Below are 15,948 nucleotides of genomic sequence, written 5' to 3'. Positions count from 1 at the left end.
AAATCCCCCCTATATTTGTAATACAACTGTACTACTAAGCCGTGATTTTTCAACCAAAGTATTAATAGAACTATAGTTCCTTGTTTTCATAAATTTTGATAGAAGCAATTAAAGATATGGCATTTAAAACAAGAGCTATAAGTAAAATTACTAAGCCTACATGATTTTTACCAATTAATAAATTTTCTTGTAGAAATCTAATTACTAATTCTTCATTTTCCCACAAATAATTCACTATCATAAAGATAGAAAAATATATAAATATAAAAACTGTTCTAGCTTTTTGACTTCCAAATTTATACATTAGGGGGAGTTGGATTAGTGGTATTAGAGTTGATGATAAAATTATAATTGATATAAGAAGGCTAATTGAAAATTTATCAAGCTTGTTTGCCATCAATCTTCCCATAATGCCAATTAAGATTGCTAATCCAGTAAATATCCATATAATAATGTATCTGGATAAAACAATTTTTCTTTTATTTATCCCCATTCCTACTATATATTTATCAGAGCTTGATTTTATATCTGCGTCAAATAATCCATTTAAAAGTGCTATTGGTATTAGGGCAAAAAAACCTGTTGATATCAATAATTGACCTTGCTTGTATTGATAATATGTTAATAATAATATAAACATCCCTATAATAATAAAATATCTTTTAAATGCAATTATATCTTTATATATCAAGGCTTTCATTGTAGGCCTCCTTTATCATATATACCATAATGTCTTCGATACTAGGATTTTCTAGTTCAATCCCATCTGGCATTTTGTCTCTTACCACCAAACATTCACGGCCAAATTTGTGTTTCCTGACTGCAATAATTGCATTTTTATCCAAACTTTCATATTCGTCATCATTTAATGAAACTAAGCCATAAATATCTATTAGTCTATCTTTTTCTTCATTAAATAATAAATCTCCCTTATGAATAAAGGCTATGTAATCAGCTATTTTTTCTAAATCAGACAAAATATGAGAAGATATTAAAACTGTGTGATTCTCATCTTGGATAAAATCAAGTAGAATATCCAAAAAATCATCTCTTGCAACTGGATCAAGGCCACTAGTTGCCTCATCTAATATTAATAGTTCAGCATTATGAGATAGGGCCAAAGCAAAAGATAATTTCATTTTCATACCACGAGAAAAAGATTTTATTGCTTGCCTCTCTGGCAAATCGAATCTATTCACAAAACCATAAAATACATCTTCTTGCCAATAGTCCCTATAAAGCTTTTCATGAAATGTTTCTATTTCACCAATATCCATAGTATCGGGCAAATATAAATCATCGTAGACAAATCCAATTTTATATTTTTCTTCTTCACTAAGATCATTTATATCTTTGCCAAATACTTCAATTGTTCCTCTATCTTTCTTTAGGGCATTCAAGAGTAATTTTAAGGTTGTTGATTTCCCTGCTCCATTTTCTCCAATAAGACCTGTTACAGTTCCCTTTTTGATATTTAGGTCTAATGGTCCTAATTTAAATCCAACAAATTCTTTTTCAACATTTTTTAGCTTGATTATATCATCCATCATAGTCCTCCAATATATCGAATAAGGATACTATTTCCTCTTTTGAAATATCAGCAATCTTAGCTAAATCATTAATTTCTTTTACATATTCTTCTATCTTAATCATAATTTTTTCCCTAACGATCTTGGGATCTTGGCTTTTGATAAAAGAACCCTTGCCTGGAACGGTGTTAATTAGTCCATCTTTTTCTAGTTCGTCATAGGCTCTTTTTGTAGTAATAACACTAACCTTAAGCTCTTTTGCCAAAAATCTTATAGAAGGCAAGGGTTCATTAATATCCAGCTGGTCATTTAAAATAGCATCTCTTATTTGGTTTTTGATTTGTAAATATATCGGATCTTTACTCGAGTACTTTATTTTTATATCCATATATCCTCCATCTGTATATAGTGTATATTAACAGTTATAATCTGTCAATGCTTATTTTAAAACAATGCACAAAAAAGGGGCTGTTGCAAATTGATAGATATATATCGTTCCATAATTGGAGTGCACTCCCAGAAAGTTTGAGGTTTAGCCCGCCGGCTTAGGGAGGCCAAACTTTCTGGGAGGGTGCTCGAATTATATAGGAACGATTTATCTATTTTGCAACAGTCCCTTCTAGTTTTCGCTGTCAGAAAACTCTTTTAATTTTCCTAAGGCTTGGTTTTCTATTTGTCTGATTCTCTCTCTTGATAGGTCGTAGATTGTGCCTATTTCTTCTAGAGTTTTTGGTTTTTCGTTGTCTAGGCCGTAACGGTAGATTATGATTTGTTTTTCTCTTTCCGTTAGTTGGTCTAGGGCTTTCATTAGGAAATTTTCCATGTCACGTTCTAGGATCAGAACGTCAACTGGAGTTGATTCGTCTCCTACCATGTCCATTAGCTCATCACCTGTGGAGTCCTCGCTGTCTAGGTTGATGTTTAGAGATGTTGAGTTTACTTGGTTTCTATTTATTAGGAATAGGTCGTCTGCTTGTTTTTTGTCTATACCTTCTTTTTCCAAGATCTTATATATCTCGTCATCGCTTGCTTCTGGATTTGCCTTTAGGATTTGTTTTAGTTTATTTAGTTTCAAGTATTTGCCAGCAGGTATCCTTATGGTGTGGCCTTCTTTGTTGATGGCCTTTCTGATTGCCTTGTCTATCCATTTGTAGGCATAGGTTGTAAATTTGTAGCCTAGGCTTAGGTCAAATTTCTCTGCTGCTCTTATCATACCAAGCATACCTGATTGGACTAGGTCTTCTAGGTCTAGGTCATTGCCGTGAGATCTATAGAAGTATGATGCACGGCTTCTTACAAGACCTTGGTTTTTTTCTACTAGGGCTGCTAAGGCATTTTGGTTGCCTGCTTGGAATTGTTCTACTATCTCTTCATTGGTCATGTCGGATAGTTTCATCATATCTTTTCTAGAAAGTGGGGTTATAGCTGTGGATTCTGCTCTTTTTATAGGGGCGTCGTCCTCTTCATCATCGACTTCATCGATTATTTCATCTTCGATTTCGCTATCTTCGTCGATTTCCTCTTCTTCTATGATGATCTCTTCTTCTAGTAGATATTCTTCTAGTTCTTCTTTTTCTTCTTCTGATAATTCTTCTAGGACACTTGAGATTTCCTCTTCACTCATATCTTCGGAGTTGAAGAATGAACGAATTTTCTCAAGTGTCGCTTCTTCTTTTAAATTTATTTTATCCATATCTTACCTTTTAGTGAATTTATTTTACCTTGTATCGCTAATTAGATTCCAAATCCTTTTTCATTTGGTCGATTTTTTCTATCAATTCATTTGATAGGGGGAACGACTTGAAATTGCGGTTGAAATCTGCTTTTCTTTTTCGTTTTATCTTTGAATGATTGTTAAAAATATCAGCTTTTAGCTCAGTTGAAGTCATCCTGCTTGCGCCCTTACTTGTGGCTAGTATTTGTATCTGCCCATCATCTGTGACTACCTTTAGATTGTGCCTACGACCTATATTTAAAATTTGCTTTTCTATGTAGGTGTCGGCCGTTTGAAATCTTTTTGTGTAGACAATTTCCATACCATATTTTTCTTCGATTGTCTCTTTGGGTCTATCGAGATTGTAGGCATCAAAGACTATTATGACTTCTTCCCCACTCATAGACATATATTCTGCCAATTCTTCTATAAGGGCAAGCCTTGCATCTGCCAAGTTCTGCTTGGCTAGTTCTTTTAGTTCTGGCCAAGCATTTATCACATTATATCCATCTATAATGGTGATGTTTTTCTTAGTTAAAGCCATTTTGCCTTACTAGCTCATACATGGAGATTGCACTTGCTACTGATGCATTGAGGCTATTGACCAAGCCTTGCATAGGGATTTTGACTAGCATATCACAGTGCTCTCTTACCATCCTGCTTAGGCCATCTCCCTCGTTACCAACAACAAGGGCAACTTTTCCCTTTAGGTCAGTTTGGTCAATAGAGCTTTCTGCCTCTCCTGCCAAACCATATATCCAAAAACCCTGGTCCTTCAATTCTTCCATGGCACGGTTGAGGTTTTTTACCATAACAATCTTAATATTATTTATAGCTCCAGCACTTGTCTTATATACTGTAGGGCTGACCTTGGCTGAGCGGCGTTCTGGTATGATCACTCCATCAAAGCCAAAGCTTTCGGCAGATCTGATGATGGCTCCAAGGTTGTGTGGGTCTTCTATTTTGTCAAGCAATATAAGTCTTTCTGAGTCTTTTACGTCATCCAAGGATCCATATTTGAATGAGTCAACTTCAATCATCACACCTTGGTGGTTGCCTTCTACATCTCTAAAAAAGTTTTTGTCTACAAATTTGATTTCAACCTTTGCTCTAGTAAGTTTGTCTATGATTTTTCCTACTATAGGTGTTTTTTGATCGATTATATAGGCTCTTTTTATTTCAACGCCAGCATCAATAGTTTCAAGAACTGGCTTTCTGCCATAAATCTTATCCATTACTTAAGCTCCCATTTGACGCCTTCGCGCGTATCTTTTATGGCAACCCCCATTTGGTCAAGTTCATCGCGGATAGCATCAGCCCTTGCGTAGTCCTTGTTTTTCTTGGCAGCTGTTCTTTCTTCGATTAAGGCTAGAATCTTATCTTCATCAATGCCTTCGTGGGATTTTTTGATATTTTTGATACCCAAGACTTCTTCAAGTTCTAAGAATTTGTCTAGTACTGTCTTGATTAATGCCTTGGTATTGCTTTCATTTATTTTTGTATTAGCAAATTTTACCAAATCAAAAATCACTGTAATGCCATCAGCTGTGTTTAGGTCATTGTCCATGACTTCGATAAATTTGTTTTCAAAGCCATTAAGCTCATCTAATAAAGCTTTTTCATCATCTAAAATCTCATCTCCACTTGCCTTTGCTAGCAAGTCTTCAAGTCTAAATACAGCATTGTTTATCCTATCTAGGGACTTTGATGCGCCTTCAATTATCTCGCGAGTGAAGTTGATTGGCTGACGGTAATTGGTTGTTAAAAGCCAAAAACGGATTACCATGAGGTCATATTCTTTTTTGATATCGTGGAGGGTGAAGAAATTGCCCAAGGACTTACTCATCTTTGTTCCATCTACTTGGATCATGCCATTGTGCATCCAATAGTTGGCAAAGGTCTTTTCGTTTAATGTTTCTGATTGAGCAATCTCATTTTCGTGGTGAGGGAATTCCAAATCTTCCCCTCCAGCATGTATGTCTATGGTTTCTCCAAGGATTTTCTTGCTCATGGTTGAGCATTCTATGTGCCAACCTGGACGGCCCTTGCCCCAAGGAGAGTCCCAGGCAACTTCGCCTTCTTTTTTTGTCTTCTTCCAAAGGGCAAAGTCTAGTGGGCTTTCTTTTTTGCTTGTGTCAGTATCTTCAAGCCTGTTGCTTGCACCGTGGAGCAAGTCTTCTACATTCTTGCCAGAAAGTTTGCCGTAGTCTTTGGCCTTTTCCACTCTAAAGTAAACATCTCCATCGGATTCGTAGGCTGCACCCTTTTCTACTAGGTCAGCTACAAATTCTATGATATCATCCATCACCTCTGTTGCCCTTGGGTGGATGGTATCTTCTTCGTCAAGATTTAAATCGTGGGCATCTTCCATGTAGGCCTTAATGTATCTGTCAGTTACTTCTTTTGTTGTGATACCCTCTTCGATAGATTTGTTGATAATCTTATCGTCAACATCTGTGAAGTTTACTACATAGGTCACATCGTAACCCCTGTATTTTAAATACCTTCTAAAGGTGTCAAAGACTACCAAAGGCCTTGCATTTCCAATATGCATATAGTCATAAACAGTAGGCCCACAGACATACATTCTTACTTTGTTTTCTTCTATTGGTATAAATTCTTCTGTCTTTCTCGTGAGCGTGTTATGAATTTTCATTTCTATAAATTTTCCTTTACATAATTTAATCTATTAGCAATTTTTTCCTTGCCCATTATTAGCATTACACTTGTAAGGTCTGGGCCGTGAACTGATCCTGTGATGGCCGCCCTAATTGGGAACCACAAGTTCTTGCCCTTGATGCCTGTTTCTTTTTGTAGGGTTTTCATAATTGTTGATGCAAATTCTTGGTCTAATTCGTCAACTTCAGCAAGTTTTGCTAAGAAAGCATCTACTAATTTTTTTGAATCTTCTTCTTTTAGAACTTCGCGTGCTTCCTCGTCAAAGTTAACTTCGCTATCTTCTATATAATAATTTTTTGATAAGCTTGGAGCATCTGAGAATTTATCAATTGCTGATTGCCAGGTACTTGCAAGTAAGTTCATCTTTTCATCAGAATAATCTTCGCTAATTAGGCCGGCTTTTACCATGAATGGTTTGATTTCTTTTGCCAAATCTTCTACGCTCATTTCACGAACATAGTGACCATTTACCCAGTCTAGTTTTCTCTTATCAAATACTGCTCCAGTTTTGTTTACTCTGTCAAAGTCGAATTGTTTAGCTAGTTCTTCCATAGAGAAGATTTCTTCTTCGCTATCTGGTGACCATCCTAAAAGTGCTAGGAAGTTGATCAAACCTTCTGCTGTGTAGCCTTCTTCTATGAAGTCTTCAACCATTCCATCGCCGTTACGTTTTGAATATTTTTTGTGGTTTTCATTTAGTACGGTTGGTAGGTGGATATATTCAGGTGCATCCCAGCCAAAAGCTTCGTATAGGTAAACGTGTTTTGGTGTTGATGATATCCACTCATCTCCACGAACTACATGAGTTATCTTCATCAAGTGGTCGTCTACAACTACCGCAAAGTGGTAGGTTGGATAGCCATCTCGTTTGATAAGAACTTGGTCGTCCATATCATTTGTATTAAAAGTAATCTTTCCTTTGATCCTATCTTCAAATGAAATCTCACGGTCATGTGGAAGTTTTAATCTAACTGTATATTCTTCACCATTTGCTACTCTTTGTTTAGCTTCTTCTTTTGGTATAGAACGGCACAAACCGTCATATTTTGGTGTAAGACCATCGGCCTTTTGTTGGTCACGAACTGCATCAACCCTCTCTTGTGAGCAGAAGCAATAGTAAGCCTTGTCTTCATCAATTAATTTTTCTATATATTTATCATAGATACCAGCTTTTACCCTATCAGATTGGATGTATGGGCCGTATTCACCTTTTTCGGTTACTTTGCCATTTTCATCAAGGACAACCCCTTCATCAATCTCAACACCAGACCAAGCCAAAGCTTTCAATAAGTTTTCCAAAGCTCCTTCTACAAATCTAGTCCTATCAGTATCTTCTATTCTTAAAATCATTGTTCCATCAGTATGTCTTGCATATAGATAGTTAAATAATGCTGTCCTAAGTCCACCGATGTGTAGGTAACCGGTTGGAGATGGGGCAAATCTTACTCTAACGTCACTCATCATTACTCCTTTGTTACTAACTTCAATTATTATTATTTTATTATCATTGTTCTTTATTAATTATAATATATTTTGCCGTTTTTGATAATAAATATTTGAAACTTTAAAGATAATGAAAGGGAGTGCATAACACTCCCTCCACATCTTAGCTTATTTAAGTATAACATTGTATACTCCAAAAATCAACTTTGTCAATAAATTTTTTATATTTAATTTTTTAACCTGGCAATCGGAAGTCCTCATCATAGAAAAGTGCGACTGTCGGTATGATTAGTCCACCAATAATATTGCCTACTAGTACTATAGCAAAGAACATCAAAGCTTCTTTACTATATATGCCTGATAAGAATAGAAAAAAACTATCCGCAATACTATGCTCAAAGCCTGATAGGGCAAAAGTCATAATAGATATGAATATGGCCAAATACTTGCCTACTTGATAGGGATTGTATTTAAACTGGTGAGTGGCATTTGTAACAAACATATTGCAAAAAACGCCTAGCAAAAATACTGATAAATATCCATCATCTAGCTTAGTAGCACAAATTGCTTGAGCCTTTGGAATAAGAATTGGCCCAAGCCTTGTTAGGCGCATAAGATTGGCCATAACAAATGTCCCTATAAGGTTACCCAGCAAAACTATAATCAATTGTTTGCTAAATGAAGATTTTTCCTTGTAGAAAAAATATCCAACCATGCCAGTAAATAAATTATATTTTAAACTTAAAATGATAAATAAGGCACCTGCAAATAGGAAAGCGCCTAAGTACTGATTGTCAACTACAATCATAATCGTTGCTCCAAAGCCAACAATTATGCCAGCCATTATCCCCAAAACGAGATTTTTAATCATTTGGGAACTTTGCCCATCAAACTTATCCATAAGCCTCACCTATTTCCTTAAGGTTAAATTTATTATTTATACATGCCTAGTTTTTCGCAAAGTTCATCTATTTGATCTATGATTGATCCAATAAAGGCAACAGTTTCTGAGATTGGCTTGGTACTTGTCATATCAACTCCTGCTTTTGCTGCAAGTTCGATTGGTCCCATAGAACCTCCAGTTTTAAGTACCTCTAACCATCTATCTCTATCTTCTTCTGTACCATTTACTATTTTATCAGAGATAACTGTTCCTACAGAAAGTCCTGCAGAATATGTGTAAGGATACAAGCCCATATAATAGTGAGGTTGTCTCATCCATGTTAGCTCAGCTCCTTCAGTTAATACAACTGCATCGCCCCAGAATTCTTCCAGTTTTTCCTTAAATATTTGGTCCAAATCTGCTGCTGTCAGACTTTCGCCTGCTTCAACTTTTCTATAAACTTCCCTTTGGAAAGCAGCCTCTATAAAGTGAGTTACAAAGTTGTGGTAGTAGGTTTTAGAAATCATTGTTGATAGAACCCAAAGTTTTTCTTTGTCATCTTCTGCCTTGTTTAACAAAAATCTTTCCATAGTGATTTCGTTAGCAGTAGATGGTGATTCCACAAAGTACATAGACATATCAGAGTTTATGGCATTTTGATTTTTATTTGTAAAGTAGAATTGTCCAGCATGGCCCAATTCGTGAGCAAGAGTCATAACTTGGCTCATCTTGTTGTTGTAAGTTGTCATGATAAATGGATGTGATCCATAAGGTCCAGATGCAAAGGCACCTGTTCTCTTCCCGATATTTTGTGCGTAGTCAATCCATCTTTCATCAAAGGCACGGTTTAAAACACTGCTGTATTCTTCACCAAGATTTGAAAGCCCTTCTACAATGTAATCACGAGCTTGGTCAATTGTTACTTCTGGTTCAAAATCTGGATTAATATCTAGTTTCAAATCAGCATAGGTCATTTGGTCAAGACCATAAACTTTCTTGATAATTCCCGCATATTTTCTCATATGAGGAGCAAGTTCTTTCATAATAGTGTCTATATGATTTTCATAAATATCAAAATCCACATCTTGCATACTCAAAAGATAGTGGAATACTGTTTCGTAGCCACGGATATCAGAATTTCTCTTTTCATTTTCTACATGGGTCATATAAACAGAAGCATCTGCATTTTCATATTTTCTCAAAACATCGTGGTATCTCTTGAAAGCATCACGGCGCAAATCATCACGTGGATCAGATTCCAAGAACTCCTCAAAAGTATTGTGATTTAGGATAATCTTCTCACCCTCGTATTCAAAATCTTCAAAGTCCATATCCCCATAACGCATATCATTGTAGTTTTTGTAAGGAGCATCAAAGGTTGGCATGAGATTTGCCAAAACTTTTTCTGTCTCATCACTTAATAAGTACTTAGAGTTTTTGATAATTTGATCCAAGTAATATGTGTATTCTGGATATTTTTCCTTAGTTTCTTCTAGTAAACTATTATCAGTTTTGGCAAGCATTGACCCAAAAAAGCTCAAAGAAGCATCAACCTTACTCATTTCATTAGCAAAATTTGCATATCTTTTTGCCATAGATGCATCAGTAGTATCAGTTTCCATGCTAATTCCAGCAAAAGTTCCAAGCCTATCAGCAAGGGCATGGATATTAGAATATTCATTTAACGCATCATAGATATCTTCCGCACTTTCAAAAGACTTGTGATTTTTAGCAAAATCATTTGCCATATTTTTGAGCTCTTCGATACTAGCTAGAAAAACCTCATCACTTTCAAAAAGGTCTTCAATAGCCCAAGTTTCCTTAACATCAACTTCATTTCTTTTTTTCATACATTCCTTCTTTCATATTTCTATAAAAACCTTTATTAGTATCTATTTTACCCTAATGAGATTAGAAGTTAATGCTAAAAAACTTTAATAAATAAATCTAATTATTAAGGCAATCATCTTGATTAAAATTTGTGAAAATATTTTTTTAAAATACAATCTATATAAAAGAACTTTTAATTAAGGAAAGAGGAATTTATGGACAAAAGAATTGAAAATTTTGCCAAGCTTGCTGTTGAGTTTGGTGTTAATGTTAAAGATGGTGAAGATGTATTAATCACTTCTCCTGTTGAAAACCCAGAGCTTGCTAGACTTATTACAAAAGCTGCTTATGAAAAAGGTGCAAGAAATGTTTCTATTGATTGGAGAGATGATGCTATTACAAGATTAACTTATGAAAACCAAGACCAAGAAACACTAAATGAAGTGCCTGCTTGGAAGATCGAAAAATTAAAATATCAAATAGCTGACAAAAAATCAAATAGAATTTCAATCTATGCCGAAGACCCAGATCTATTGAAGGGCCTTGATGAGGCAAAAATTTCTGAAGCAGTTCGTGAAAATTCTAAAGCTACCAAAGAATTTGTAAAATACACCATGAACGACATTGTAAGTTGGCTTGTAATATCAGTTCCAACCAAAAAATGGGCAGCTAAAGTATTCCCAGACCTTAGCGAATATGAAGCTTATGATAAGCTTTGGGATACAATTCTTGACGTATCAAGAGTTACGGATTCTTGGGAAGAAACCAAAGAAAACTGGTCAAATCACATTGAAACACTCGAAGAAAAGGCAAAATACCTAAACGACCACCAATTTGACAAGGTTCACTATGAGTCTAAAAATGGCACAGACCTTTGGGTCAAACTTCCAAAAGATCATATTTGGATGTCCGCTGGCTCAAAAAATGCCAAGGGTGACCTATTCATACCAAATATGCCAACAGAAGAAGTTTTCACAGCTCCACAATATGATGGAGTAGATGGCAGACTAGTTGCATCAAAACCACTTGTTTATAACGGTGTCGTAATCAACGACTTTGAATTTACTTTCCAAGGTGGAAAAGTAGTAGACTTTGATGCAAAAGAAGGCAAGGATACACTAGCAAAAATGTTAGATTCTGATGAGGGTAGCAAAAACCTAGGTGAAATCGCCCTAGTTCCATACGATAGCCCAATCTCAAACTCAAACATTTTATTCTACAACACCTTATTTGACGAAAACGCATCCTGCCACTTCGCCCTAGGCAAGGCATATCCAACTTGTGTAGTAGGTGGAGCAGAGCTTGAAGATAGCGAACTAAAGGCAAGAGGAATCAACGACTCCCTAATCCACGAAGACTTCATGGTAGGAACAAGCGACCTCAAAATCACAGCCTACAAAAACGAGGAAGAATACCCAATATTTGTAGATGGTAACTGGGCAATTTAATTTAAGCTATAGAACTCTCAAAGTATTTATTTTGAGAGTTCTTTTTATTGCTATAAATCAAAAAGTTTTTTTGACAAATAAATTTTAAAGCCTTATAATGTATCCAACAATAATTATTTATAAAAATTACGAAAAAAAGAGTAGGCTTATATATAAGCACAGAGAGTTGGAGTTTGGTGAGATCCAATCTTAGAAGTAAGTTCGAAAATCATTTTTCTTTTGCATTTCTGAAGTTAGTAAGAGGTGTCGCCATGGTTGGCGTTATCAAAACCCGGCATTGTTAGATGCTTGAGCGCTTATTTTTGTATAAGAATTAAGGTGGTAACGCGGATTTTTTCGTCCTTTGTCTATGTAGACATAGGGCGTTTTTTATTGGATAAATATTGTATTAAAAAATTTTTGGAGGATATTATGAAAAAATTATCGACAAGTCAGTTTTTACAAGTAAGCATAATGCTGTTTGGATTATTTTTTGGAGCTGGAAATTTAATTTTCCCACCTCTTTTAGGAAATCAAGCAGGTTCTGCTACTTATATTTCACTATTAGCCTTTTGCGTTACTGCTGTAATATTTCCTGTGCTAGGTTCCATAGTAGTAGGCAAAACTAAGGGTTTAACCAATCTTGCAAATAGAGTTAGCCCAGCATTCTCAGTTGTATTTACTACTGCTATATACTTATCCATAGGTCCTGGTCTAGGTATACCTAGGGCTGGATCAGTTCCATTTGAAATGGCCATAGCTCCATATATTCCAGATACTATGAGCCTAAGCTTTGCAAGATTTTTATATACCTTAGTATTTTTTGCCATAGCTTTGGCAATATGCCTAAAGCCAAATAAACTTGTTAGAAGAGTTGGCAAATTCCTTACACCAACTCTCCTAGCACTTATAACTATTATGTTTATAAAAGTTGTTAGTATGGATAAAAATATAGCTGCTCCAACGGGAGATTACTTAACTGGTCCTGTTACCAAAGGGTTTTTGGCAGGTTATGATACTATGGATGCTGTAGCTGCCTTAAACTTTGGCTTTGTAATAGCTATGGCTATCAGACGCTTTGGCGTGACAGATGAAAAAGAAATTAGCAAATATCAGATAAAAGCGGGACTTCTTGCAGGCCTAGTATTATTTATGGTCTATGCCATGCTTGCAAATATAGGTATGATTGGATCAGCAAGATTTTCAGGTCTTGAAAATGAAGCCCAAGTCCTAAGCGAATCAGTAAAACTTGTCCTTGGTAACTTCGGACTAGTCCTACTAGCATCAATATTTTCCCTAGCCTGCCTTACAACTTGTGTCGGCCTCATAACTAGTGGTGGAGAATACTTCGAAAAATTATTTAACCACAAGCTATCCTACAGGGGATGGGTCTTTGTCTGGACTCTATTCTCATTTATAATGGCAAACTTTGGTTTAAACAAACTATTAGAATTCTCAGTGCCAGTCCTACAAATAATATATCCAGTGGCTCTAATTCTAATAGTTATGGGCATAAGCCACGATTATGTAAACTACCCTAGAGAGTCCTATCTAGCAAGTGCTTTTGTATCAGTTGTCCTACCACTAATAGAAGTTTTAAACAAAACATTTAAGGTAAATATATTAGTTCTCACAGACCTAGTAAAATCCCTACCTCTATACGAAGAGGGCCTATCATGGCTTCTACCAACAATGGTTGTTCTAGTACTTACGACTCTAGTTGTAAAGGTAGTTTCCACCATAAGAGAACCGCGCAAAGTAGGAAAAGAATACTAAAAAATAGACCCCTTATTATTCCATTATCATATGGTTAATAAGGGGCTTTAAAATCTAAGGAATAATTATTTGCTTGCAATTATTCCTATTATAGATGATATAGCTATAAGAAGTGGAGCTAAGATTCCTACGTCTGTATAATAAGAAAGACCAGCTAAAATAACTAGCATTATGAAATTTGTTAGTATTATAGCCTGGTATCCCTTGTAGCCTTTTTCGTAATACTCGCTTTTTTTCATCTCGTCAGATTCTTCTATAAATTTTTTATTAAATTTAAAATCAAGAGTATCTGTTTTTCTATTTGGCTCTATCTTTTGGATAAGCTCATAATTTTTTTGAAAAATCACTGATATAAGTATTATGTAAACTATAAGAAAACCTATGAGAATCACCATTTCTCTTAGATTAATCCAAGATTCTGGAGAATAGACACCCATTGCCATGCCCCACATAGACCCGAGACCAAAAATTATAAATATACTTATATCTCTTACCATCAAGCTTATATTAGTATACTTTGTAGGTATAGGATCTTCGCTCTCAAGTCCTTTTTCTATAACTATCTTAGATTTCCTATAAAATCCATATGAAATTAATATACTAATTATCATAACTGATATAACTATAATAAAAACATTCTTGATTAGGAAAATTTTAATACTTTCTCCCAATTCTGTTAGGCCTATATTTTCAAATAACATTCCAGAAAATGCACCCACTAAAAGTCCAGCTATTAACAATAAAACAAATTTTTTCTTATTCATCATCTTCCTCCAAAGTAAAAATATCCTCAACACTCACGTCAAAAACTTTAGCAAGACTCAGAGCAACCATAACGGAAGGATTGTAATCCCCTCTTTCTATAAGGCTTATGGTTTGCCTTGATACTCCAACCATCCTTCCTAAATCTGTTTGATTAATTCCTTTTTCCTTTCTCAATTTGGAAAGATTATTAACTAATTTCAATCAATCCTCCTTATTTTTGACAAGTATCTTTGTCATTATTATATATTTGACAACTTTATTTGTCAATTAAAAATAAAAAAAATCGACATGAAAAATATCATGCCGAAATTTTATATTTTAGCCTTGGTAAGCATCTTCATCAACAAACAAATATACATTTGGGTGTAGGTGTAGGAAGCTTGCTGGGAATTCTGGATAAATGGTACCTTCTTCTATGATTCTTTTAACAACTTCGTGTTTATTCTTGCCGCTTGCAAGAACAACTAGCATTTTTGCATTAAATACGTCGGCCATACCCATTGATATAGCATATTTTGGAACATCTTCTTCACTTTCAAAGAATCTTGAATTTGCTTTGATTGTTTCTTCAGTTAGCTTGATGATAGATGTTCTTTGGTTTAGTTTTTCTGCTGGTTCGTTAAATGCTAGGTGACCGTTTGGGCCAAGTCCTAGGATTTGTACATCTCTTTGGCCGAATTCGTCTAGGAGTTTGTCATATTCCTTGGCATATTTTTCGTCTGCTTCTGGTGCATATGGCAAGTGAGTTGTTCCTTCCTTGAAACTTACTTTGTTAAATAAGTTTTCGTTCATAAAATATTGGTAAGATTGGTCATTTTCCTTGTCAATGCCAATATATTCGTCTAGGTTTACACTTTTTGAATATTTGAAGGAAATCTCACCCTCTTTTTCAGCCTTAGCTAGGTTTTCATATAGACCGATTGGTGTAGATCCAGTCGCAAAACCAAATTTTGCTTGAGGTTTGTCAATCAACATATTGACGATAAGATCAGCAGCTTTTTTGCTCATTTCGTCATAATCTTTTGATACTATTACTTTCATTTCTTATCCTTTCATCACTTTTTGCTTATATTATACTTCTTTGAGCAAGCAATTAATATGAAAGTACTTTTACTTTCAATTTTTTTATAAATAGGCAAAAAAATAGAGCAAGGATTTTCTCCCTGCTCTTTTACTATTAATAGTTAAATCTAGCTACTTCAAAGTATTCTTGACCGTGAGCGCATGCTGGACAAATCTTTGGAGCTTCGTATGCTTCTATTAGATAACCACAGTTACCGCACATCCAAACAACTTTTTCGTCTTTTTTGAATACTTTACCTTCGTCTATATTGTCTTTTAATTTTTGATATCTATTTCTGTGAGCTTCTTCAGCTTTTGCAATGTGTCTATATGCTCTAGCTATTTCTGGGAAGCCTTCTTCTTCAGCAACGTCTGCAAATGATGGATACATATTTTCTGCTTCGTCATTTTCTCCATCGATAGCACCTTGTAGGTTTGTTGCTGTATCATGCCAAATTACTGGCCAGCTTGTATATTCTTCGTTAAGTTCGATATTTTCAAGTTTGTATTCTTCTTTTAGGAATTTGTAGAATCTTGCAGCATGTTCTCTTTCATTCATTGCTGTTTCTTCAAAAATACGAGAAATTTGAACATAGCCTTCTTTTTTAGCAGTTTTTGCTGCATATGTATATCTCATGTTAGCTTGGCATTCACCAACAAAAGAAGTGATAAGGTTTTGAGCTGTTTTTGTTCCTTTTAATTCTGTCATATGTAAACTCCTTTTAAATTTATATTGTTTCTATGTCTACTACAATTATAGGATTTATAATTATAATTGTCAAATATTAAACCAAATTCTTTATCATTATATATAATGATTATCAAAATCAATTGACCGAG

General features: G+C 34.9%; 16 protein-coding genes and 1 other annotated feature. Of the genes, 2 read left to right on the top strand and 14 right to left on the bottom strand.

Annotated features, from left to right (window positions below):
- Positions 1–70 precede the first annotated feature (70 nt).
- The 10 genes from QNH69_RS03175 to pepF form a co-directional block, all read right to left on the bottom strand.
- Positions 71–700: an ABC-2 transporter permease gene (locus tag QNH69_RS03175; RefSeq protein WP_282929163.1), complete on the bottom strand. Its 630-nt coding sequence runs from the start codon at positions 698–700 to the stop codon at positions 71–73.
- A complete protein-coding gene (locus QNH69_RS03170; protein WP_282929162.1) occupies positions 681–1,547 on the bottom strand; it encodes an ABC transporter ATP-binding protein in 867 nt (288 codons plus the stop codon). Before QNH69_RS03170 ends, QNH69_RS03175 begins: the two co-directional genes overlap by 20 nt.
- Positions 1,540–1,917 (bottom strand): GntR family transcriptional regulator, encoded by a 378-nt coding sequence (locus tag QNH69_RS03165; protein WP_282929161.1) that lies wholly within the window; start codon positions 1,915–1,917, stop codon positions 1,540–1,542. The genes QNH69_RS03170 and QNH69_RS03165 overlap by 8 nt, the downstream gene beginning before the upstream one ends.
- Before the next feature lie 231 nt (positions 1,918–2,148).
- Positions 2,149–3,222, bottom strand: a complete 1,074-nt coding sequence (locus tag QNH69_RS03160; RefSeq protein ID WP_282929160.1) for a sigma-70 family RNA polymerase sigma factor — start codon at positions 3,220–3,222, stop codon at positions 2,149–2,151.
- A gap of 37 nt (positions 3,223–3,259) precedes the next feature.
- Positions 3,260–3,787 carry an NYN domain-containing protein gene (locus tag QNH69_RS03155; protein WP_044565162.1) on the bottom strand — a complete coding sequence of 176 codons (528 nt, stop codon included), beginning with the start codon at positions 3,785–3,787 and terminating at the stop codon, positions 3,260–3,262.
- Positions 3,774–4,478, bottom strand: a complete 705-nt coding sequence (gene rlmB, locus QNH69_RS03150; RefSeq protein ID WP_282929159.1) for a 23S rRNA (guanosine(2251)-2'-O)-methyltransferase RlmB — start codon at positions 4,476–4,478, stop codon at positions 3,774–3,776. Before rlmB ends, QNH69_RS03155 begins: the two co-directional genes overlap by 14 nt.
- Complete coding sequence (cysS, locus tag QNH69_RS03145; protein ID WP_282929158.1) at positions 4,478–5,899, bottom strand: cysteine--tRNA ligase; 1,422 nt, start codon at positions 5,897–5,899, stop codon at positions 4,478–4,480. The genes rlmB and cysS overlap by 1 nt, the downstream gene beginning before the upstream one ends.
- Positions 5,900–5,901: 2 nt before the next feature.
- A complete protein-coding gene (gene gltX, locus QNH69_RS03140) occupies positions 5,902–7,383 on the bottom strand; it encodes a glutamate--tRNA ligase (protein ID WP_282929157.1) in 1,482 nt (493 codons plus the stop codon).
- A 217-nt stretch (positions 7,384–7,600) separates the two neighbouring features.
- Positions 7,601–8,266, bottom strand: coding sequence for a formate/nitrite transporter family protein (locus QNH69_RS03135; RefSeq protein ID WP_282929156.1), 666 nt, complete (start codon positions 8,264–8,266; stop codon positions 7,601–7,603).
- A 32-nt stretch (positions 8,267–8,298) separates the two neighbouring features.
- On the bottom strand, positions 8,299–10,098 hold the full coding sequence (gene pepF, locus QNH69_RS03130) for an oligoendopeptidase F (protein WP_282929155.1): 1,800 nt from the start codon (positions 10,096–10,098) through the stop codon (positions 8,299–8,301).
- Positions 10,099–10,293: 195 nt separating this feature from the next.
- On the opposite strand from pepF, the gene QNH69_RS03125 reads away from it, so the two are divergent.
- Complete coding sequence (locus tag QNH69_RS03125) at positions 10,294–11,526, top strand: aminopeptidase (protein ID WP_282929154.1); 1,233 nt, start codon at positions 10,294–10,296, stop codon at positions 11,524–11,526.
- Positions 11,527–11,645: 119 nt separating this feature from the next.
- Positions 11,646–11,873: a binding site (T-box leader), on the top strand.
- 64 nt (positions 11,874–11,937) lie between these two features.
- Positions 11,938–13,281, top strand: a complete 1,344-nt coding sequence (gene brnQ, locus QNH69_RS03120) for a branched-chain amino acid transport system II carrier protein (protein WP_282929153.1) — start codon at positions 11,938–11,940, stop codon at positions 13,279–13,281.
- 65 nt (positions 13,282–13,346) lie between these two features.
- On the opposite strand, the gene QNH69_RS03115 is transcribed toward brnQ, so the two are convergent.
- From QNH69_RS03115 to rbr, 4 genes are all read right to left on the bottom strand, one after another.
- Positions 13,347–14,045, bottom strand: a complete 699-nt coding sequence (locus tag QNH69_RS03115; protein WP_282929152.1) for a DUF3169 family protein — start codon at positions 14,043–14,045, stop codon at positions 13,347–13,349.
- Positions 14,038–14,247 carry a helix-turn-helix transcriptional regulator gene (locus QNH69_RS03110; protein ID WP_282929151.1) on the bottom strand — a complete coding sequence of 70 codons (210 nt, stop codon included), beginning with the start codon at positions 14,245–14,247 and terminating at the stop codon, positions 14,038–14,040. The genes QNH69_RS03115 and QNH69_RS03110 overlap by 8 nt, the downstream gene beginning before the upstream one ends.
- A gap of 117 nt (positions 14,248–14,364) precedes the next feature.
- Positions 14,365–15,087, bottom strand: coding sequence for a glucosamine-6-phosphate deaminase (gene nagB, locus QNH69_RS03105; RefSeq protein WP_282929150.1), 723 nt, complete (start codon positions 15,085–15,087; stop codon positions 14,365–14,367).
- Positions 15,088–15,223: 136 nt separating this feature from the next.
- Entirely contained in the window at positions 15,224–15,817 is a 594-nt protein-coding gene (rbr, locus tag QNH69_RS03100) for a rubrerythrin (RefSeq protein WP_282929149.1), read from the bottom strand.
- Positions 15,818–15,948: the final 131 nt, after the last annotated feature.

The organism is Anaerococcus sp. Marseille-Q7828, assembly GCF_949769285.1.
Taxonomy (GTDB): domain Bacteria; phylum Bacillota; class Clostridia; order Tissierellales; family Peptoniphilaceae; genus Anaerococcus.
This window is presented reverse-complemented; position numbering and strand designations above follow the sequence as displayed.